The 16,865-nt window shown below is 53.8% G+C and carries 14 protein-coding genes; 13 read left to right on the top strand and 1 reads right to left on the bottom strand.

All coding sequences use genetic code 11. The features are described from left to right. Positions 1-117 precede the first annotated feature (117 nt). From araD to P0H77_RS22805, 6 genes are read left to right on the top strand one after another with little or no spacing between them, the layout of a single operon-like run. Positions 118-1,869, top strand: coding sequence for an L-arabinonate dehydratase (gene araD, locus P0H77_RS22780; protein ID WP_276160221.1), 1,752 nt, complete (start codon positions 118-120; stop codon positions 1,867-1,869). A gap of 8 nt (positions 1,870-1,877) precedes the next feature. Beyond that, positions 1,878-2,669 (top strand): aldolase/citrate lyase family protein, encoded by a 792-nt coding sequence (locus P0H77_RS22785; protein ID WP_276160238.1) that lies wholly within the window; start codon positions 1,878-1,880, stop codon positions 2,667-2,669. Position 2,670: 1 nt separating this feature from the next. Next, positions 2,671-3,555: an aldose 1-epimerase gene (locus P0H77_RS22790; RefSeq protein ID WP_276160246.1), complete on the top strand. Its 885-nt coding sequence runs from the start codon at positions 2,671-2,673 to the stop codon at positions 3,553-3,555. Further along, positions 3,548-4,435 (top strand): SMP-30/gluconolactonase/LRE family protein, encoded by an 888-nt coding sequence (locus P0H77_RS22795; protein WP_276160253.1) that lies wholly within the window; start codon positions 3,548-3,550, stop codon positions 4,433-4,435. The genes P0H77_RS22790 and P0H77_RS22795 overlap by 8 nt, the downstream gene beginning before the upstream one ends. Beyond that, the gene (locus tag P0H77_RS22800) at positions 4,383-5,204 is read left to right on the top strand and encodes an SDR family oxidoreductase (RefSeq protein WP_276160260.1); all 822 of its coding nucleotides are present in this window, start codon (positions 4,383-4,385) and stop codon (positions 5,202-5,204) included. The genes P0H77_RS22795 and P0H77_RS22800 overlap by 53 nt, the downstream gene beginning before the upstream one ends. A 9-nt stretch (positions 5,205-5,213) precedes the next feature. Then, the gene (locus tag P0H77_RS22805) at positions 5,214-6,098 is read left to right on the top strand and encodes a sulfite exporter TauE/SafE family protein (protein ID WP_276160266.1); all 885 of its coding nucleotides are present in this window, start codon (positions 5,214-5,216) and stop codon (positions 6,096-6,098) included. Positions 6,099-6,185: 87 nt separating this feature from the next. Here the strand turns inward: P0H77_RS22805 and typA are convergent, their stop codons facing one another. Continuing rightward, complete coding sequence (gene typA, locus P0H77_RS22810) at positions 6,186-8,009, bottom strand: ribosome-dependent GTPase TypA (RefSeq protein ID WP_103676764.1); 1,824 nt, start codon at positions 8,007-8,009, stop codon at positions 6,186-6,188. A 378-nt stretch (positions 8,010-8,387) separates the two neighbouring features. Between typA and glnA the strand changes: the two genes are divergently transcribed. The 7 genes from glnA to P0H77_RS22845 all read left to right on the top strand — a co-directional run bounded on the left by glnA (position 8,388) and on the right by P0H77_RS22845 (position 16,863). Then, positions 8,388-9,797 (top strand): glutamate--ammonia ligase, encoded by a 1,410-nt coding sequence (glnA, locus tag P0H77_RS22815; protein ID WP_103750909.1) that lies wholly within the window; start codon positions 8,388-8,390, stop codon positions 9,795-9,797. Between the two features lie 136 nt (positions 9,798-9,933). Then, a complete protein-coding gene (glnL, locus tag P0H77_RS22820; protein WP_276160281.1) occupies positions 9,934-10,983 on the top strand; it encodes a nitrogen regulation protein NR(II) in 1,050 nt (349 codons plus the stop codon). A gap of 12 nt (positions 10,984-10,995) precedes the next feature. Then, positions 10,996-12,405 carry a nitrogen regulation protein NR(I) gene (gene glnG / locus P0H77_RS22825; RefSeq protein ID WP_176919582.1) on the top strand — a complete coding sequence of 470 codons (1,410 nt, stop codon included), beginning with the start codon at positions 10,996-10,998 and terminating at the stop codon, positions 12,403-12,405. Positions 12,406-12,516: 111 nt separating this feature from the next. Beyond that, a complete protein-coding gene (locus P0H77_RS22830) occupies positions 12,517-12,639 on the top strand; it encodes a YshB family small membrane protein (RefSeq protein ID WP_139156240.1) in 123 nt (40 codons plus the stop codon). A 331-nt stretch (positions 12,640-12,970) separates the two neighbouring features. Further along, positions 12,971-15,616 carry a pyruvate formate lyase family protein gene (locus P0H77_RS22835; RefSeq protein ID WP_276160286.1) on the top strand — a complete coding sequence of 882 codons (2,646 nt, stop codon included), beginning with the start codon at positions 12,971-12,973 and terminating at the stop codon, positions 15,614-15,616. Next, complete coding sequence (locus P0H77_RS22840) at positions 15,617-15,874, top strand: hypothetical protein (RefSeq protein ID WP_276160287.1); 258 nt, start codon at positions 15,617-15,619, stop codon at positions 15,872-15,874. It begins immediately after the preceding gene. A 50-nt stretch (positions 15,875-15,924) separates the two neighbouring features. Further along, positions 15,925-16,863, top strand: coding sequence for a glycyl-radical enzyme activating protein (locus tag P0H77_RS22845; protein ID WP_276160292.1), 939 nt, complete (start codon positions 15,925-15,927; stop codon positions 16,861-16,863). The last annotated feature ends 2 nt before the right edge of the window (positions 16,864-16,865 follow it).

A 16,865-nucleotide genomic window follows, 5' to 3' on the forward strand; every position in this document is an offset into this window, starting at 1 on the left:
AACCACACTGATGATGGGTGAAATGTGCATCAGATCACATAACGTGTTTCTACCCTCTTGAATATCGTAGCGCTACGATATTACCGTAAAAGCATGTTCAATACAGGATTAACAGTTATGTTTAATCAGGAATGCTTAACACGGCGAGATATCACGGAGCTACGAAGCCAGCGCTGGTACGCCCCACAGACCATCCGGGCATTTGCCCACCGTCAACGTACCCAGCAAATGGGATTTGCGCGCGAAGAGTTCTTAGGCAAACCGGTTATCGGCATTATCAACACCTGGAGCGATATGAGCGCCTGCCATTCACATTTGCGTGAACGGGCAGAAGCGGTAAAACGCGGCGTTTGGGCTGCAGGCGGATTCCCGGTGGAATTACCCGCCCTGTCGATGGGTGAAGTCATGGTGAAACCCACCACCATGCTCTATCGTAATTTTCTCGCCATGGAGACTGAAGAGTTGTTACGCCAGCATCCCATCGATGGTGTGGTCTTGCTGGGCGGTTGCGATAAATCCACGCCAGCCCTGTTGATGGGCGCCCTCTCTATGGATATCCCCACTCTTTTCTGCCCGGCAGGCCCGATGACTACCGGCAAATGGCACGGTCAGGTCACTGGCGCAGGCACACACACGAAAAAATACTGGGATCAGCTACGGCTGGGCGCCATCACTCAGCATGACTGGATTGAACTTGAGGGCGCGATGACACGGTCAATCGGTACCTGCAATACCATGGGTACCGCATCCACGATGACCTCTATTGCCGACGCCATGGGTTTTACCCTCCCCGGCGCCAGTTCCATTCCGGCAGCGGATTGTCGTCACCCGCAGATGGCGGCACAGTGCGGCCGTACCATTGTCGATATGGTGTGGTATGACCATAAGCCGTCCCGTTGGCTGACAAAAGAAAATGTGATTAACGGCGTTATCGCTTACATGTCACTCGGTGGGTCAACCAATGCTGCAATCCATCTTATTGCGATGGCTAACCGCGCCTCTATTTCACTCACGCTGAAAGAAATGGAAGCCATTGCCCGCAAGATACCGGTACTGGCAAATCTTTTTCCTTCCGGCCGGGCGCTTATGGACGATTTCTTCTTTGCCGGCGGCCTGATGGCGCAAATGAAAAAGCTCTCCGGCTTTTTACATCTCAACGCGCGTGGCGTACTCAATACGCCCGTCAGCGACTGGATCGAAAACGCGCAATGTTTCGACGATGACATTATTCGTGACATAGATAACCCGGTGATCCCGCTTTCACAGGGCTGCGCATTGACCGTTTTACACGGCAACCTTTGCCCGAATGGTGCCGTGATGAAATCCTCCGCCGCCAGCCCTCAGTTTCACCGGCATCAGGGGCCTGCGCTGGTATTTGACAACCATCAGGCGCTGTCTGACGCCATTGACGATCCGGATCTAAAGGTAACTAAAGATACCGTAATTATCCTGCGCAATGCGGGGCCGGTGGGCGGGCCGGGAATGCCGGAATGGGGCAATTTGCCTGTTCCTAAAAAACTGTTACAGCAGGGTGTGACGGATATGGTGCGCATTTCCGATGCCCGAATGTCCGGCACCCACTATGGTACCTGTATTCTGCATGTCGCGCCGGAGGCAGCCGTTGGCGGCCCCCTCGCGCTGGTACAAACCGGCGATATCATTGAACTGAATATTGAGGCCGGTACGCTCAATATGCAGGTCGATGACGCTGAATTAAAGCGCCGCCGATCCGCACTACAACCCCGGCATCCCGTTTTTGGCCGTTCCTGGGCCGCACTCTATCAACAACACGTTACGCAGGCTGATGAAGGGTGTGATTTCGACTTCCTCCAGTCCGGCAGCGACGTTCCTGAACCTCCCATTTTTTAAGGTGAAAAATGAATAATTTTAAGCAAGCTATTCTGGCAGGCCAGCGGATGCTGGGTACATGGATGATGACCGGCAGCGATACTGTCGCGGAGGCAATGGCTACGGTTGGATTCGATTTTTTAGTACTGGATCAAGAACATGTCGCCGTCGATACGCTGGAAGCCATTCGCATCGATCGCGCAATTCGTAGCGTTAATCCGCTGACGACGCCCCTTTACCGTCTGGCGGGGAACGAAGTGGTGCTGCTCAAGCGCGCGCTTGATGGTGGAGCGATGTCATTAATGATCCCATTTATTAATACGGTTGAGGATGCGCGTAAAGCCGTGGAGTCTGCTTACTATCCTCCTTATGGCAAGCGCGGTTTTGCCGCCATGCATCGGGCATCGGGCTGGGGAGGTAATGCGCAATTCGTCAGAGAAGCTCGTGAAGATCTGTGCCTGATTTTACAGCTCGAAACACCTGAAGCCATTGCTAACGTCGGAGCGATGGCTGAAATCGAAGGGATAACCGGCTTCTTCATCGGTCCCGGCGATTTATCCTCTGCGATGGGCCATCCGGGTAACCCTTCGCATCCTGACGTGCAGGCCATGATAAAACGCGGCCTGGATGCCTGTAAGCAGCTCGGTAAGCCATGCGGGATCGTTGGCGGTAATCCTGAACTGGTGAACCGCTACCAGCAAATGGGCTTTACATTTGTGGCCCTGGCGTCCGATATGAGTTTTCTGATCTCCCGCGCAAAAGAGCAATTGGGCGCTATTCGTGGAGAAGACGTACAGATTCGTGGCGGCGAGGTCTATTGATATGACCCGGCTTATTGAGCGCACTCTGGGTGCGCTTACCTTCACCGTAGCACCTGAGCTGGGCGGAGCGCTTGCCAGTCTGCGCTGGAAAGGACACGACATTCTCAGACCGCGCGATCCTCATGGCGAACAACGCGCTAACCAGTGCGCCAGCTATCCCTTAATTCCCTGGTCTAACCGTATTGCTGATGGACGTTTCTTCTTTGCCGGAAAAGCGCGGCAGGTGGCAAAAAATTTCGGCGATCATCCTCACGCCATTCACGGTCAGGGCTGGTTATCACCCTGGTCAGTCGCAGAAGAGAGCGATTGCCGGATTGTCCTGACGCTGGATATGCCAGCGTCCCCCGGCTGGCCATGGCCGTGGCGAGGCGTTCAGACATTTGATGCCACACAAGAGCGTTTATCAGTCACCCTTTGTTACCACAATCTTGCGGGGGAAGCCGTACCTGCAGGGCTGGGATTTCATCCCTTCTTCGCTCAGGCAGATGCCTGTGAGCTATTTTTTTCAGCTCCTCGCGTGTGGATCAATAACGAAGAAAGTCTTCCGGTTGAAGAGCTGGCGACACCGCCCGGGTGGAATTATTCGTCTTTCCGTACGCCTGTTGCTGGTTCCGTCGATAATTGTTTTTGCGGCTGGTCTGGCGAAGCAACGGTCCGCTGGCCGCAAAAAAATATCCGCGCGACCCTGACCTGCCACGATACCGAATGCGCCGTGCTTTTTATTCCTGGCGCAGGACGCAATGTCGTTGCAATTGAACCGGTCAGCCATATTAACAATGCCATTAATTTATTTTCCTGTGATGGTGATAAGCGTGCGATGGATATCGTCGCAGCTGGCGATTCTTTATATCTTGGCATGACGATAAGGATGTCGGACGATGAATAATCTCTCGGTATTATTTGATTATCAGGGCGAACTTCCGGAATGCCCGACCTGGGATGCTGACAGCCAGACGCTGTTCTGGACAGATATCCTCCAGAAACAGATCCATAGCTTTCACGTAATCACCCGACGCCACGAAATACTTTCCTTTCCTGAGGAAGTCGGCTGTTTCGCCCTGCGCCATGATGGTGGTTTTATTGTCGCTATGCGCTCAGGAATCTGGCTTACCGATGCAGACGGGACGCTGGTGAAGAAAGTGTGCGACAACCCTAACAATCCCCAACTGGCCCGATTTAACGATGGCGGCACCGATCCCCTCGGTCGCTTTTGGGCGGGGACCTACTGGGGGCCGCGTGATTATAACGGTGCACTGCTCGTCCGCGTGGACAACAACCTGAAGGTTTCAGTGGTACAAAGCGACATTCTGGGCGCTAACGGCCTGGCGTTTTCTCCAGATAATCGCTGGATGTACACCAGCGATACACCTAATCACACGATTTACAAAACGCCCCTCGACATCCGCGGCGAACCAGGACTGCGCGAGAAATGGAAGACCTTCCCTCATGGCCACGGTCGTCCTGATGGCGCGGCAATGGATAGTGAAGGTTGCTACTGGAGCGCTTTATTCGATGGCTTTCGTATTGCCCGCTTTTCCCCCCAGGGCGAGCTACTGGAAGAACACTCGCTTCCTGTTCGTTGCCCGACGATGGTGTGTTTTGGTGGTGACGATATGAAAACATTATTCATCACCACCACCCGAGAAAATATGACGGCGGATGAGATTGCCCTGCGCCCCCTGTCAGGAGCCATTTTTACGCTGCCGGTTACCGTTGCAGGGGTTTCTAAACCACGATTTAAAGAACAACCAAATAAGGATCAATAACATGAATTATAGCCAATCTGTTTCTTATCACTCCCTCAAAAATAAAATCGTTGCAATTACAGGCGGTGCCAGCGGCATCGGTGAAGAACTGGTGCGCGCCTATGTGAATCAGGGCGCAAAGGTCGCTTTTTTAGATTACGATCGGGCGGCGGGTGAAAAACTTGCCGCAGAGCTTAATTGCCGCTTTCTGTTTTGCGATGTCACCGATATTCCACAACTCAAAAACTGTTTTTTAACTATTGAGCAGGAATTAGGGGCTGTCGATATTCTTATTAATAACGCAGGAAGTGACGACCATCATAATATTGATGACTTAAGCGAAGAATATTTTAATAATCGGATTAATGTGAACTTGCGCCACCAGCTATTTGCGATTCAGGCCGTTATTCCTGGTATGACTACGAAAGGCGAAGGTAGCATTATTAATATGGGCTCAATCAACTGGATGCGTGGTCGTCCGGGGCGCGTATGTTACTCGCTATCAAAGGCGGCCATTCACGGCTTTACCCGTACACTCTGCCAGGAGCTGGGACCACGAGGTATTCGGGTTAACAGTCTGGTCCCTGGGGCAATAAAAACCGCTAAGCAAGAAGCTATGTGGGCCAAACTCGATCCGTCCGCCGTGAATCAATTTATGGATCTGCAGGCGTTAAAAGTGCGGCTGGATGGAACCCATTGCGCCCGAATGGCGCTGTTCCTCGGTTCAGGGGAATCATGCGGCTGTACCGGTCAGAACTTTATTGTCGATGCCGGGCTATCGGTTAATTAAGGATGCTCCATGGAATTCTTCAATCTCTTTACGCCTGACGGCGCAGCGCTTGATACTACAGCGATGCTTATCGTCATTGCCGTTATGTTTCTCTACACCTTCGTTGGCATCTGCGCGGGATTTGGCGGCGGTTTAACATCCATGCCGCTGATTACCATGGTATTACCACTTAAGATGGCCGCGCCGATGTCGGTTATGGTTGGTACTGCTACCGCCCTGTACGCCACGTGGTTATCGCGCAAGGAAACGGACTGGAAATCAGCGCTGGTTCTCATTCTTTTTTCGTTTGCCGGGATCCCCGTCGGCCTTTATGCGCTGTCATTTTTACCCGACCATATTATGAAAATAGGTCTGGGCGGTTTTATTATTCTGTACTCATTCTATAGCCTGTTCATACCTCGCCTGCCGGTATACGATCGCCGCTGGATTGCCGCACCGATGGGCGCAATTGCAGGAGCGCTGGGGGCTGCATTCTCAACGAATGGACCGCCGGTAGTAATGTACGGAATGTTACGTAACCTCGCGCCCGCCGCATTTCGCGGTACGCTGAATGCTTTTTTTACGGCGAATAATATCGCCATCATCGGTGGGCTTGCGACCAGTGGGATACTCACGATATCTACGGTAAAACTGGTGATATTTTGCGTGCCTACCATGATCTTAGGCTCCATTGTCGGGCAATATGTTCACAAGCGAATTTCCGTCAACGTGTTTCGAATCATGGTTTTTTTACTGCTTATCGCCTCCGGTGCCATGTTGATTAAAGGGGCTACGGGAATTTCTGCCCTGAGCGCATTATTACCGGTATTCGCTATCTTGATCGTTATGCAATTACTATTCGGCAAGAAAGTTGCCGCTATCCGCGCAGCGGATGAAGCGGCAAGAGCACAGTAATCGACATTGTAATTTTCTCAGATATGAAAAAAGCCGCTGAATAATCAGCGGCTTTTATTTATCACTTTTGACGTCAGATCGCGTTAATTACGCTTCTTTCGGACCACGGTTCGCACGTTTACGGTCGTTTTCCGTCAGGTGACGTTTACGAATACGTACGGAAACCGGGGTAACCTCTACCAGTTCGTCGTCATCAATGAACTCCAGAGCTTGCTCCAGGGTCATTTTCTGTGCCGGAACCAGCGTCGTGGCTTCGTCAGTACCGGAAGCACGCATGTTGGTCAGTTTCTTACCGGTCAGGCAGTTTACCGTCAGGTCGTTAGAACGGCTGTGAATACCGATGATCTGGCCTTCATACACTTCCGCACCGTGACCCAGGAACAGCTTACCGCGATCCTGCAGACCGAACAGCGCAAACGCAACCGCTTTACCCTGACCGTTGGAGATCAGTACGCCGTTCTGACGCTGGCCCACATCACCCGCACGAACGTCGTCGTAGTGGCTGAAGGTGGAGTACAGCAGACCGGTACCGGAGGTCATGGTCATGAACTCTGAACGGAAGCCGATCAGACCACGGCTTGGGATCACGTAGTCGAGACGTACGCGGCCTTTGCCATCCGGATTCATGTTTTTCAGGTCGCCTTTACGCTCGCCCAGTGCCTGCATGACAGACCCCTGGTGCTGCTCTTCGACGTCCAGCGTTACGTTTTCGAACGGCTCTTGCTTGCGGCCGTCGATTTCGCGGAAGATAACTTTCGGACGGGAAACCGCCATCTCGAAACCTTCACGACGCATGTTTTCAATCAGAACGGACAGGTGCAGTTCACCACGGCCAGAAACGCGGAATGCATCAGCATCTTCGGTTTCTTCAACGCGCAGCGCCACGTTGTGCACCAGCTCTTTGTTCAGGCGGTCAAGGATCTGACGAGAGGTAACGTACTTACCTTCTTTACCGCAGAACGGAGAGGTGTTAACGCAGAAGAACATGGTTACGGTCGGCTCATCAACAGACAGTGCCGGCAGCGCTTCGACATTCTGCGGATCGCAGATGGTGTCGGAGATGTTCAGCTCGCCCAGACCGGTAATCGCGATGATGTCACCAGCTTCTGCAACGTCGCTTTCAATACGTTCCAGACCCAGGTGGGTCAGCACTTTACCGACTTTACCGTTACGGGTTTTGCCTTCGCTATCAATGATAGTGATCTGCTGGTTCGGCTTCACTTTACCGCGCTTGATACGACCGATGCCGATGACGCCAACGTAGTTGTTGTAATCCAGCTGGGAGATCTGCATCTGCAGCGGACCATCAAGGTCAACGTTCGGTGCCGGTACGCGATCGACGATAGTCTGATACAGCGGCGTCATATCTTCAGCCATATCTTCGTGATCCAGACCCGCGATACCGTTCAGCGCTGACGCGTAAACGATCGGGAAGTCCAGCTGTTCGTCGGTAGCGTCGAGGTTAACGAACAGGTCAAATACCTGATCGACAACCCAGTCAGGACGCGCACCCGGACGGTCAACTTTGTTGATAACAACGATAGGCTTCAGGCCATGAGCAAAGGCTTTTTTGGTCACGAAGCGCGTCTGCGGCATCGGACCATCCATTGCATCAACGACCAGCAGCACGGAGTCTACCATGGACATTACGCGCTCAACTTCACCACCGAAGTCGGCGTGCCCAGGGGTATCAACGATGTTGATACGGTAGTCATTCCATTTGATAGCGGTGTTTTTAGCGAGGATGGTAATCCCACGCTCTTTCTCCAAATCGTTGGAGTCCATCACACGCTCTTGAGTTTCGGCACGCTCACCGAAAGTACCAGATTGTTGCAGCAGCTTATCAACCAGGGTCGTTTTACCATGGTCAACGTGAGCAATGATGGCGATGTTACGCAAATTTTCGATCACAACTTTGCCTCAGGCATTAGAAATAGCGCGTTATTGTACACGGATTAATCGCACTACAAAACAGGATCACAAAGATCCTCCGCAAACAAGTATTGCAGAGTTTGTTTGTGATCGCTTTCACGAAGCGAAATCAGGGCACCCTAACGCAAATTGCACCAATATGGTGCTTAATGTTTACATAGAAGCACTATACTGGTGCAGCGTGACGTTAATGGTGCAGCCCTTTTGCACTATGGTGCGCATGATAGCGCCTTTTGGGGGGAATTTGAAAGTTGGCACAGATTTCGCTTTATCTTTTTTAACACGATAACGCCAGTCAGGCCGTTTGAATACCTCGTTACCACGACGACAATGACCGAATCCGGGGAGAGTTAAAGTATGTCCGCTGAACACGTTTTGACGATGCTGAATGAACATGAAGTGAAGTTTGTCGATCTGCGCTTCACCGATACCAAAGGTAAAGAACAGCACGTCACGATTCCTGCGCATCAGGTAAATGCCGAATTCTTTGAAGAAGGCAAAATGTTTGATGGCTCCTCGATTGGTGGCTGGAAAGGCATTAACGAATCAGACATGGTGCTGATGCCGGATTCCTCTACCGCGCTCATTGACCCGTTCTACGAAGAATCCACCCTGATTATTCGCTGCGATATTCTGGAGCCGGGCACGCTGCAAGGTTATGACCGCGACCCGCGTTCCATCGCCAAACGCGCGGAAGAGTACCTGCGCTCTACCGGCATCGCAGATACCGTGCTGTTTGGGCCAGAACCTGAGTTCTTCCTGTTTGATGACATCCGCTTTGGCGCGTCGATTTCCGGTTCCCACGTCGCTATCGATGATATCGAAGGCGCATGGAACTCCACCACCAAATACGAAGGTGGTAACAAAGGCCATCGTCCTGGCGTGAAAGGCGGCTATTTCCCGGTTCCTCCAGTAGATTCTTCACAGGACATCCGCTCTACCATGTGTTTGATCATGGAAGAGCTGGGTCTGGTGGTTGAAGCGCATCACCACGAAGTGGCTACCGCTGGTCAGAACGAAATCGCCACCCGCTTTAACACCATGACCAAAAAAGCGGACGAAATTCAGATCTACAAATACGTTGTGCATAACGTCGCGCACCGTTTCGGTAAAACCGCGACCTTTATGCCAAAACCGATGTTCGGCGATAACGGTTCCGGTATGCACTGCCACATGTCGCTGTCTAAAAACGGCACCAACCTGTTCTCCGGCGACAAATATGCCGGTCTGTCCGAGCAGGCGCTGTTCTACATCGGTGGCGTAATTAAACACGCGAAAGCGATCAACGCCCTGTCCAACCCGACGACCAACTCCTATAAGCGTCTGGTCCCGGGCTATGAAGCACCGGTTATGCTGGCTTACTCCGCCCGTAACCGTTCTGCTTCTATCCGTATTCCGGTGGTTGCCTCTCCGAAAGCGCGTCGTATCGAAGTGCGTTTCCCGGACCCGGCAGCTAACCCGTACCTGTGCTTCGCTGCCCTGCTGATGGCGGGTCTTGACGGTATCAAGAACAAGATCCACCCTGGCGAAGCCATGGACAAAAACCTGTACGACCTGCCGCCGGAAGAAGCGAAAGAGATCCCACAGGTTGCTGGCTCGCTGGAAGAAGCCCTCAACGAACTGGATCTGGACCGCGAGTTCCTGACCGCCGGTGGTGTTTTCACCGACGAAGCCATCGATGCCTATATCGCGCTGCGCCGTGAAGAAAATGACCGCGTTCGCATGACGCCGCACCCGGTAGAGTTTGAGCTGTACTACAGCGTGTAATCTGACGCTTATTTGTTAGTTGCCGTGGAAACTTTTAGCCCATCTCCAGATGGGCTTTTTTCTCCACCAAAAACACCCGTTTTATCCACTTGTGCTTATACTGCACTCATTTGGTGCATACTAAGGAGACTGCTACATGGCAACTGGCGTGCTGCCCGATGCTGGGCAGATCCTCAACTCATTAATTAATAGCATTCTGCTGGTCGATGACGATCTGGCGGTCCATTACGCCAATCCGGCGGCGCAGCAGCTGCTGGCACAAAGTTCGCGTAAATTATTCGGTACGCCGCTGCCGGAGCTGTTGAGCTATTTTTCTCTCAATGTCGGGCTGATGCAGGAAAGTTTGCATGCCGGGCAGGGTTTTACCGATAACGAAGTGACGCTGGTGATCGACGGACGCTCGCATATTCTCTCGCTGACCGCCCAGCGCCTGCCGGATGGCATGATCCTGCTGGAGATGGCGCCTATGGATAACCAGCGCCGTCTGAGCCAGGAGCAGCTACAGCACGCCCAGCAGGTCGCCGCTCGCGATCTGGTTCGGGGGCTGGCCCATGAGATTAAAAACCCGTTAGGCGGGCTGCGCGGGGCGGCGCAATTGCTGAGTAAAGCGCTGCCCGATCCGTCACTCACGGAATATACCAATGTCATTATTGAGCAGGCCGACCGCCTGCGTAATCTGGTGGATCGTCTGCTGGGGCCGCAGCAGCCTGGATTGCACGTCACTGAAAGCATTCACAAAGTCGCCGAGCGCGTAGTGAAACTGGTCTCAATGGAGCTGCCGGATAACGTCAGGCTGGTGCGTGATTACGATCCCAGCCTGCCGGAGCTGCCGCACGACCCCGACCAGATTGAACAGGTACTTTTGAACGTGGTACGTAACGCGCTACAGGCGCTGGGTCCGCAGGGCGGTGAAATTGTCCTGCGCACGCGTACGGCTTTCCAGTTGACGCTGCACGGCGTGCGTTATCGTCTGGCGGCGCGGATTGATGTGGAAGATAACGGTCCCGGTATTCCCTCGCATCTGCAGGACACGCTGTTTTATCCGATGGTCAGCGGACGTGAGGGCGGAACGGGGCTGGGCTTATCGATTGCCCGCAGTTTGATTGATCAGCATTGTGGAAAAATTGAATTTACCAGTTGGCCGGGTCATACCGAGTTTTCGGTTTACCTGCCGATCAAAAAATAGAGGCGTGAGTTTATGCAACGAGGGATAGTCTGGGTAGTCGATGACGATAGCTCCATCCGTTGGGTGCTTGAACGCGCGCTGACCGGTGCCGGGTTAAGCTGCATCACCTATGAAAGCGGCAGTGAGGTACTGGACGCGCTGGCAACCAAAACGCCGGACGTTCTGCTGTCCGATATCCGCATGCCGGGTATGGACGGGCTGGCGCTGTTAAAACAGATTAAACAGCGCCACCCGATGCTTCCGGTCATCATAATGACCGCTCACTCCGACCTGGACGCTGCGGTGAGTGCCTATCAGCAAGGGGCGTTTGATTACCTGCCCAAACCGTTTGATATTGACGAAGCGGTGGCGCTGGTCGAGCGCGCCATCAGTCATTATCAGGAACAGCAGCAGCCGCGTAACGTGCAGGTGAACGGCCCGACAACCGATATTATCGGCGAAGCCCCGGCGATGCAGGACGTGTTTCGTATTATCGGACGTCTCTCCCGGTCATCAATAAGCGTGCTGATTAATGGCGAGTCGGGGACCGGGAAAGAGCTGGTCGCTCATGCCCTGCATCGCCATAGTCCGAGGGCAAAAGCGCCGTTTATCGCGCTGAATATGGCGGCGATCCCGAAAGATTTGATCGAGTCTGAACTGTTTGGTCACGAAAAAGGCGCGTTTACCGGCGCGAATACTATTCGTCAGGGGCGCTTTGAACAGGCAGACGGCGGGACGTTGTTCCTTGATGAAATCGGCGATATGCCGCTGGATGTACAGACCCGCCTGTTACGCGTGCTGGCGGACGGGCAGTTTTACCGGGTCGGCGGTTACGCGCCGGTAAAAGTGGACGTGCGGATTATCGCGGCGACGCATCAGAACCTGGAACTGCGCGTGCAGGAGGGGAAATTTCGTGAGGATCTGTTCCACCGCCTGAACGTGATCCGCGTGCATCTGCCGCCGCTACGCGAGCGGCGGGAAGATATCCCGCGTCTGGCGCGTCACTTCCTCCAGGTCGCCGCGCGCGAACTGGGGGTAGAGACCAAACAGCTTCATCCGGAAACGGAAGCCGCGCTAACGCGGCTGGCCTGGCAGGGTAACGTGCGCCAGCTGGAAAATACCTGCCGCTGGCTGACCGTCATGGCCGCCGGGCAGGAGGTGCTGATCCAGGATCTGCCGGGTGAACTCTTTGAAACCAGCGTTCCGGATAGCCCGTCACAAACGCACCCGGATAGCTGGGCAACATTGCTGGCGCAGTGGGCCGATCGCGCCCTGCGTTCCGGGCATCAGGATCTGCTTTCCGAAGCGCAGCCTGAACTGGAGCGCACGCTGTTAACGACCGCGCTGCGCCATACGCAGGGGCACAAACAGGAAGCAGCGCGGCTGCTTGGCTGGGGGCGCAATACCCTGACCCGCAAGCTGAAAGAGCTGGGCATGGAATAGTCGCCCGACGCTGTGTAAAAATGCAACATATCGCGCAAATTGCTGCATTTTTGTACTTTACTGTGCTTATGAGTTGAGTATGATCTGACCCGGTAACACGGGAGAGCCATCATGCTGGAATCATTAATTCATATTGTGTCGGGCAGCGTCGAAGCTGGCGCAGCGGCAAGCCATTCGCCCCAGACGGCGATTGCGGCGGTGCTGTGCGCGGCGCTGGTGAATTTCTTAAGTTAATTTCTGAACGCCTTCCTCTTCTCTTTTGAGGAAGGCGTCAGATTGCTGGCAAGCGTCATACCGTGGAATTATGCCAGGCGGCGCTGCGCTTGCACTGGCCTGTGAATTACTGAAGACTCCTCTCGCCCTTCTCTTTGTCTCTCTGCGCAAAATCAATAACGCAAATCATTCTTACTCATATTGGTAATTGCGAAAATTTTTGCGTCTGGTCAAACAACAAATCAATTACTGAACGGATCGTTTACTAATTAGTTTTTGCGCGATAACGTTACCGCCATGAGCCGTTTTCCTGTCGAAAATCGCTCAGCCCTATCACAAGGAGTACAAGGTAATGTTGGATTCAGAACAGCTTAATCAGGGATCTCTCCCCCTCAGTTTTCAGTACGGTAAAGCGCCCGAAGAGGTGACCGACCGCGAAATTAAAGTCACCGGTTCCGCGCGAGCGAAAAAACTACTCGACGATTATTACGAAGCGAAAGTATCGCTGGATACCGAGTTTACGTACTGGTACACCCAGAAATGGATCGAAGCGGAAGGCCATCATCCGATGCTGCGCCGCTCCATGGCGCTGAAGTGCGGCTTCGAGCACCTTACGCCGATGATCACCCGCGGCGAACTGCTGGCGATGCAGAAAACCCGCTACGTGCGCGGGGCCTATATTATGCCGTGGACCTCTAACCGCTACCCGCTCAATAGCGCGGAGCAGATGGAAACCGAATCCGCGAAAGCCGCGACAAAAAGCCTGGAAGAGGTAACTATCGTGGCGGAAGGCGGCGGCAACGTCACCGAAAGCGTGGGCAACGTGCTGTCGATTTCTAAACGCTTTGGCGTACGCCGCGAAGAATATCCGGTCATCGTTGAGCTGTGCCGATACTGGAAAAATAAATCCGTTGAGGACTCATCGTTTATGTGGGCGGCCATGCACCCGCGTTTCGAACAGTACCTCAATATGAAAAAAGCGGTGCTGATGTGTTCCGACCTGGAAACATCGGTGCGCCATGGGCGCAACGTGGTGAACTTCCAGTATCCACTGCAGATCGGTTTCAAAGGCATGCTGGAAAAATGCCGTCGGAAAATTGCTGAAAACACCGGTGGCTCGCCGGACAGCCTCGCCTTCTGGCAGGGCACCATTCTGGTGATTGAAGGCGTGCAGGCATGGATCGCCAGTTACGCCAAAGAAGCGCAGCGTATGGCGGCGATTGAGCAGGACGCCACGGTACGCCAGGAGCTGACCGATATGGCCGCACGGCTGGCGTGGATCGTTGAGAATCCGCCGCGCACCTTCCTCGAAGCCACCCAACTGATGTGGACCTGCCATATCGCGGTGTTAAACGAAATTCAGGGTTCCGGGATCTCGCCGGGGCGTATCGGCCAGATACTCTACCCGTTCTGGGAGAAAGACATTAAAGAGGGCCGCATCACCCGCGAAGAGACGCTGGAAATTCTCGAATGTATGCGCGTCAAATTCACCGGTATCGACCTGGCAATGGCGGTCGGCACCATCGGTCTGTTGGCCGGTAGCACCTTTAACAACGTCGGCATCGGCGGCCTGAAGCCGAACGGCGCTTCCGCAGAGAACGAGCTTGAAGAGCTGATTATGGAAGCAGCGATGCGCTGCTCCACCCCGCAGCCAACGCTGTCCATGCTCTACGATAGCAAGCTCAGCGATAAATTCGTGCTGAAAGCGGTCGAGTGTAATAAGACCGGCTCCGGCTTTCCGGCATGGGTGAATAACCGCGTCGCCATCGAATATCTGATGAAAACCTTCGGCGAGGAAAAAATTTCCCTTGAGGATGCGCGTGCCTGGACCATCGGCGGCTGCCTGGAAATTCAGCCCGGCGCGCTGGTTAACGGCGAGTTCGGCGCAGGCTCTTACAGCTCTACCGGCGTCGGCTTTATCAATATGCCGAAAATCCTCGAGCTGGTGCTGTGGGACGGCGTCGATCCGCGCACCGGAACCCGTGTATTTGAGGCTCACGGTCTGCCGCTGGACAGCTTTGAGCAGGTGATGCGCCAGTTTAAGCACTATTTCCGCGAAGTGGTGGTGCTGTTTGAAGAGATGTTTAACATCAAGTCGGCCTCCACATACGATGTGGACAACCCGATTTTCTACTCCGCGTTAATGGCCGATTGTATTGAGTCCGGCCTGGATATCGACCGCGGCGGCAGCCGTTATAACCGCTGCTTTACCACCTGGATCTCCGGCCAGGTCAATCTGACCAACTCGCTGGCCTCCATTAAGCGCAATATTTTCGACGAGCAGAAATTTACGCTGGGCGATCTGAAAACCGCGCTGGAGCATAACTTTGGCTATCAGAGCGTGGCGGAAACCGGCAACTATTCGATGTTCGATCAAAAACGCGTCAGCAATGAATGGGCCCGTATTCACTCCCTGTGCATGAGCGCGCCGAAGTTCGGTAACGATGAGCCTTATGTCGATGATATCTACCAGGACATCGTGGAATATTTCCGCGATATCGTGCCGGAAGTGAACGATATCTTTGGCCGTCCGTGGGTGCCATGTATGTTGTCCGTCACTACCCACGGTCCGTTGGGGCAAGCCTGTGTCGCCTCGCCGGACGGTCGTCTGACCGGCCTGACGCTGGCCGACGGCGCCCAGTCGCCCTATCCGGGCACCGACGTGAGCGGTCCGTATGCCGTCTTTAACTCGGCGACCTGTATCGATCACTCCGACTTTATGAACACCCAGCTGAATACCAAGATCCATCCGTCGGCGATTAAAGGCGTGCAGGGGTCGAAAAAACTTCAGGAGCTGATCCGTGCCTATATGGACAAGGGCGGCTATCACATCCAGTTCAATATCGTCGATTCGCGGATGCTGAAAGATGCCCAGGAGAACCCCGGCAACTATCGCGATCTGATGGTGCGCGTCGCCGGCTTTACGCAGTACTGGGTTGAGTTATCCAAACCTATTCAGGATGAAATCATTTCCCGCACCGAATATGAGGAAATTTAAATGACCATGGAATATACCTGCAACGACTGCCAGAAATGTGCGCCGTTTGACGTGTTTAAAGGTACCTGCGAACACTCCCAGCAACGCATTCTGCTGGATTCGCCAGTGAATGGCTGTAAAACCTTTGTACGCAAAAATCAGTGCAAATTCTGCCAGAACTACTGCGTGAAAGCCGGAACGGAATTCGTCGGCCAGTGCCATGAGAAAATGGTCTATCCGACGATGAACGCCTGCGAGAAATTCCAGCCGCTGCGCTAAACCCTGTGCGGGGCCGAAAACGGCCCCGCTTGCCACGGACGACCACAGCCATGAAAACCAATGAAGACGTCGCGCTGATTTTTGATATTCAGGGTTTTTCCGTTCACGATGGTCCGGGCGGAAGGACGCTGATTTTTTTTAAAGGTTGCCCGCTGAGCTGTACCTGGTGCAGCAACCCGGAGGGAGAGTGCCGCAACCGGGAGGTGATGTTCCGCGAGGATAGCTGTCAGCGCTGCTATAACTGCGTGGAGCAGTGCCCGGAACAAGCCATTACTCTTGCGCAGGACGGCGCGATAACCTTCGATCGCGCGCGCTGTCAGCAGTGTGAATCGCTGCGTTGCGTGGAGTATTGTTATGACTCTGCGCTGGGTATCGCCGGGAAGTATTACACCCAGCAAGCGCTGATGCGCAAAATCGAACGCGACCGCCGCTTCTGGGGCAGCGGCGGCGGTATCACCCTCGGCGGCGGCGAAATGATGACCCAGTATAAATTCGCCGCCCGCTTTCTTGAACAGTGCCACCGTAACTACATCCACACGGCCATAGAGACCTCCGGCTACGCGTCATGGAGCCATTATCAGGAGGTGCTTAAACACACCGACTGGGTCTTTGTCGATATCAAACATATGGACGACGCCCGCCACCGTGAAGGCACCGGCGTATCCAATACGCTGATCCTCGAAAACATCGTGAAGATGGCGCAGCATCGCGACGCGTTTCGCCTGATCCCACGCGTGCCGGTCATTCCTGGCTTTAACGATGATGACCAGAACATGCAGGCCACCGCGTGTTTTCTGCAACAGGCTGGCCTGACGGAAGTGAATTTATTACCGTTTCATCGACTGGGCGCATCAAAATATACCCAGTTAAGCCGTCAGTATGAGTTTGCGCACACCGGGTCACTCACCCAGAATGCGCTGCTGGCAATGAAAGCGCATTTTGAGGCGAAGGCAATTCGTTGCTACGTGGGCAGCGATACCCCTTTCTGATC

This window comes from Superficieibacter sp. HKU1 (assembly GCF_029319185.1).
GTDB lineage: Bacteria > Pseudomonadota > Gammaproteobacteria > Enterobacterales > Enterobacteriaceae > Superficieibacter.

Coding starts and splice junctions, on each gene's coding strand:
- P0H77_RS22790 (WP_276160246.1), top strand. CDS start 2,671: ATGACCCGGCTTATTGAGCGCACTCTGGGTGCGCTTACCTTCACCGTA.
- glnG (WP_176919582.1), top strand. CDS start 10,996: ATGCAACGAGGGATAGTCTGGGTAGTCGATGACGATAGCTCCATCCGT.
- P0H77_RS22795 (WP_276160253.1), top strand. CDS start 3,548: ATGAATAATCTCTCGGTATTATTTGATTATCAGGGCGAACTTCCGGAA.
- P0H77_RS22785 (WP_276160238.1), top strand. CDS start 1,878: ATGAATAATTTTAAGCAAGCTATTCTGGCAGGCCAGCGGATGCTGGGT.
- P0H77_RS22845 (WP_276160292.1), top strand. CDS start 15,925: ATGAAAACCAATGAAGACGTCGCGCTGATTTTTGATATTCAGGGTTTT.
- P0H77_RS22835 (WP_276160286.1), top strand. CDS start 12,971: ATGTTGGATTCAGAACAGCTTAATCAGGGATCTCTCCCCCTCAGTTTT.
- P0H77_RS22840 (WP_276160287.1), top strand. CDS start 15,617: ATGACCATGGAATATACCTGCAACGACTGCCAGAAATGTGCGCCGTTT.
- glnA (WP_103750909.1), top strand. CDS start 8,388: ATGTCCGCTGAACACGTTTTGACGATGCTGAATGAACATGAAGTGAAG.
- glnL (WP_276160281.1), top strand. CDS start 9,934: ATGGCAACTGGCGTGCTGCCCGATGCTGGGCAGATCCTCAACTCATTA.
- P0H77_RS22830 (WP_139156240.1), top strand. CDS start 12,517: ATGCTGGAATCATTAATTCATATTGTGTCGGGCAGCGTCGAAGCTGGC.
- araD (WP_276160221.1), top strand. CDS start 118: ATGTTTAATCAGGAATGCTTAACACGGCGAGATATCACGGAGCTACGA.
- P0H77_RS22805 (WP_276160266.1), top strand. CDS start 5,214: ATGGAATTCTTCAATCTCTTTACGCCTGACGGCGCAGCGCTTGATACT.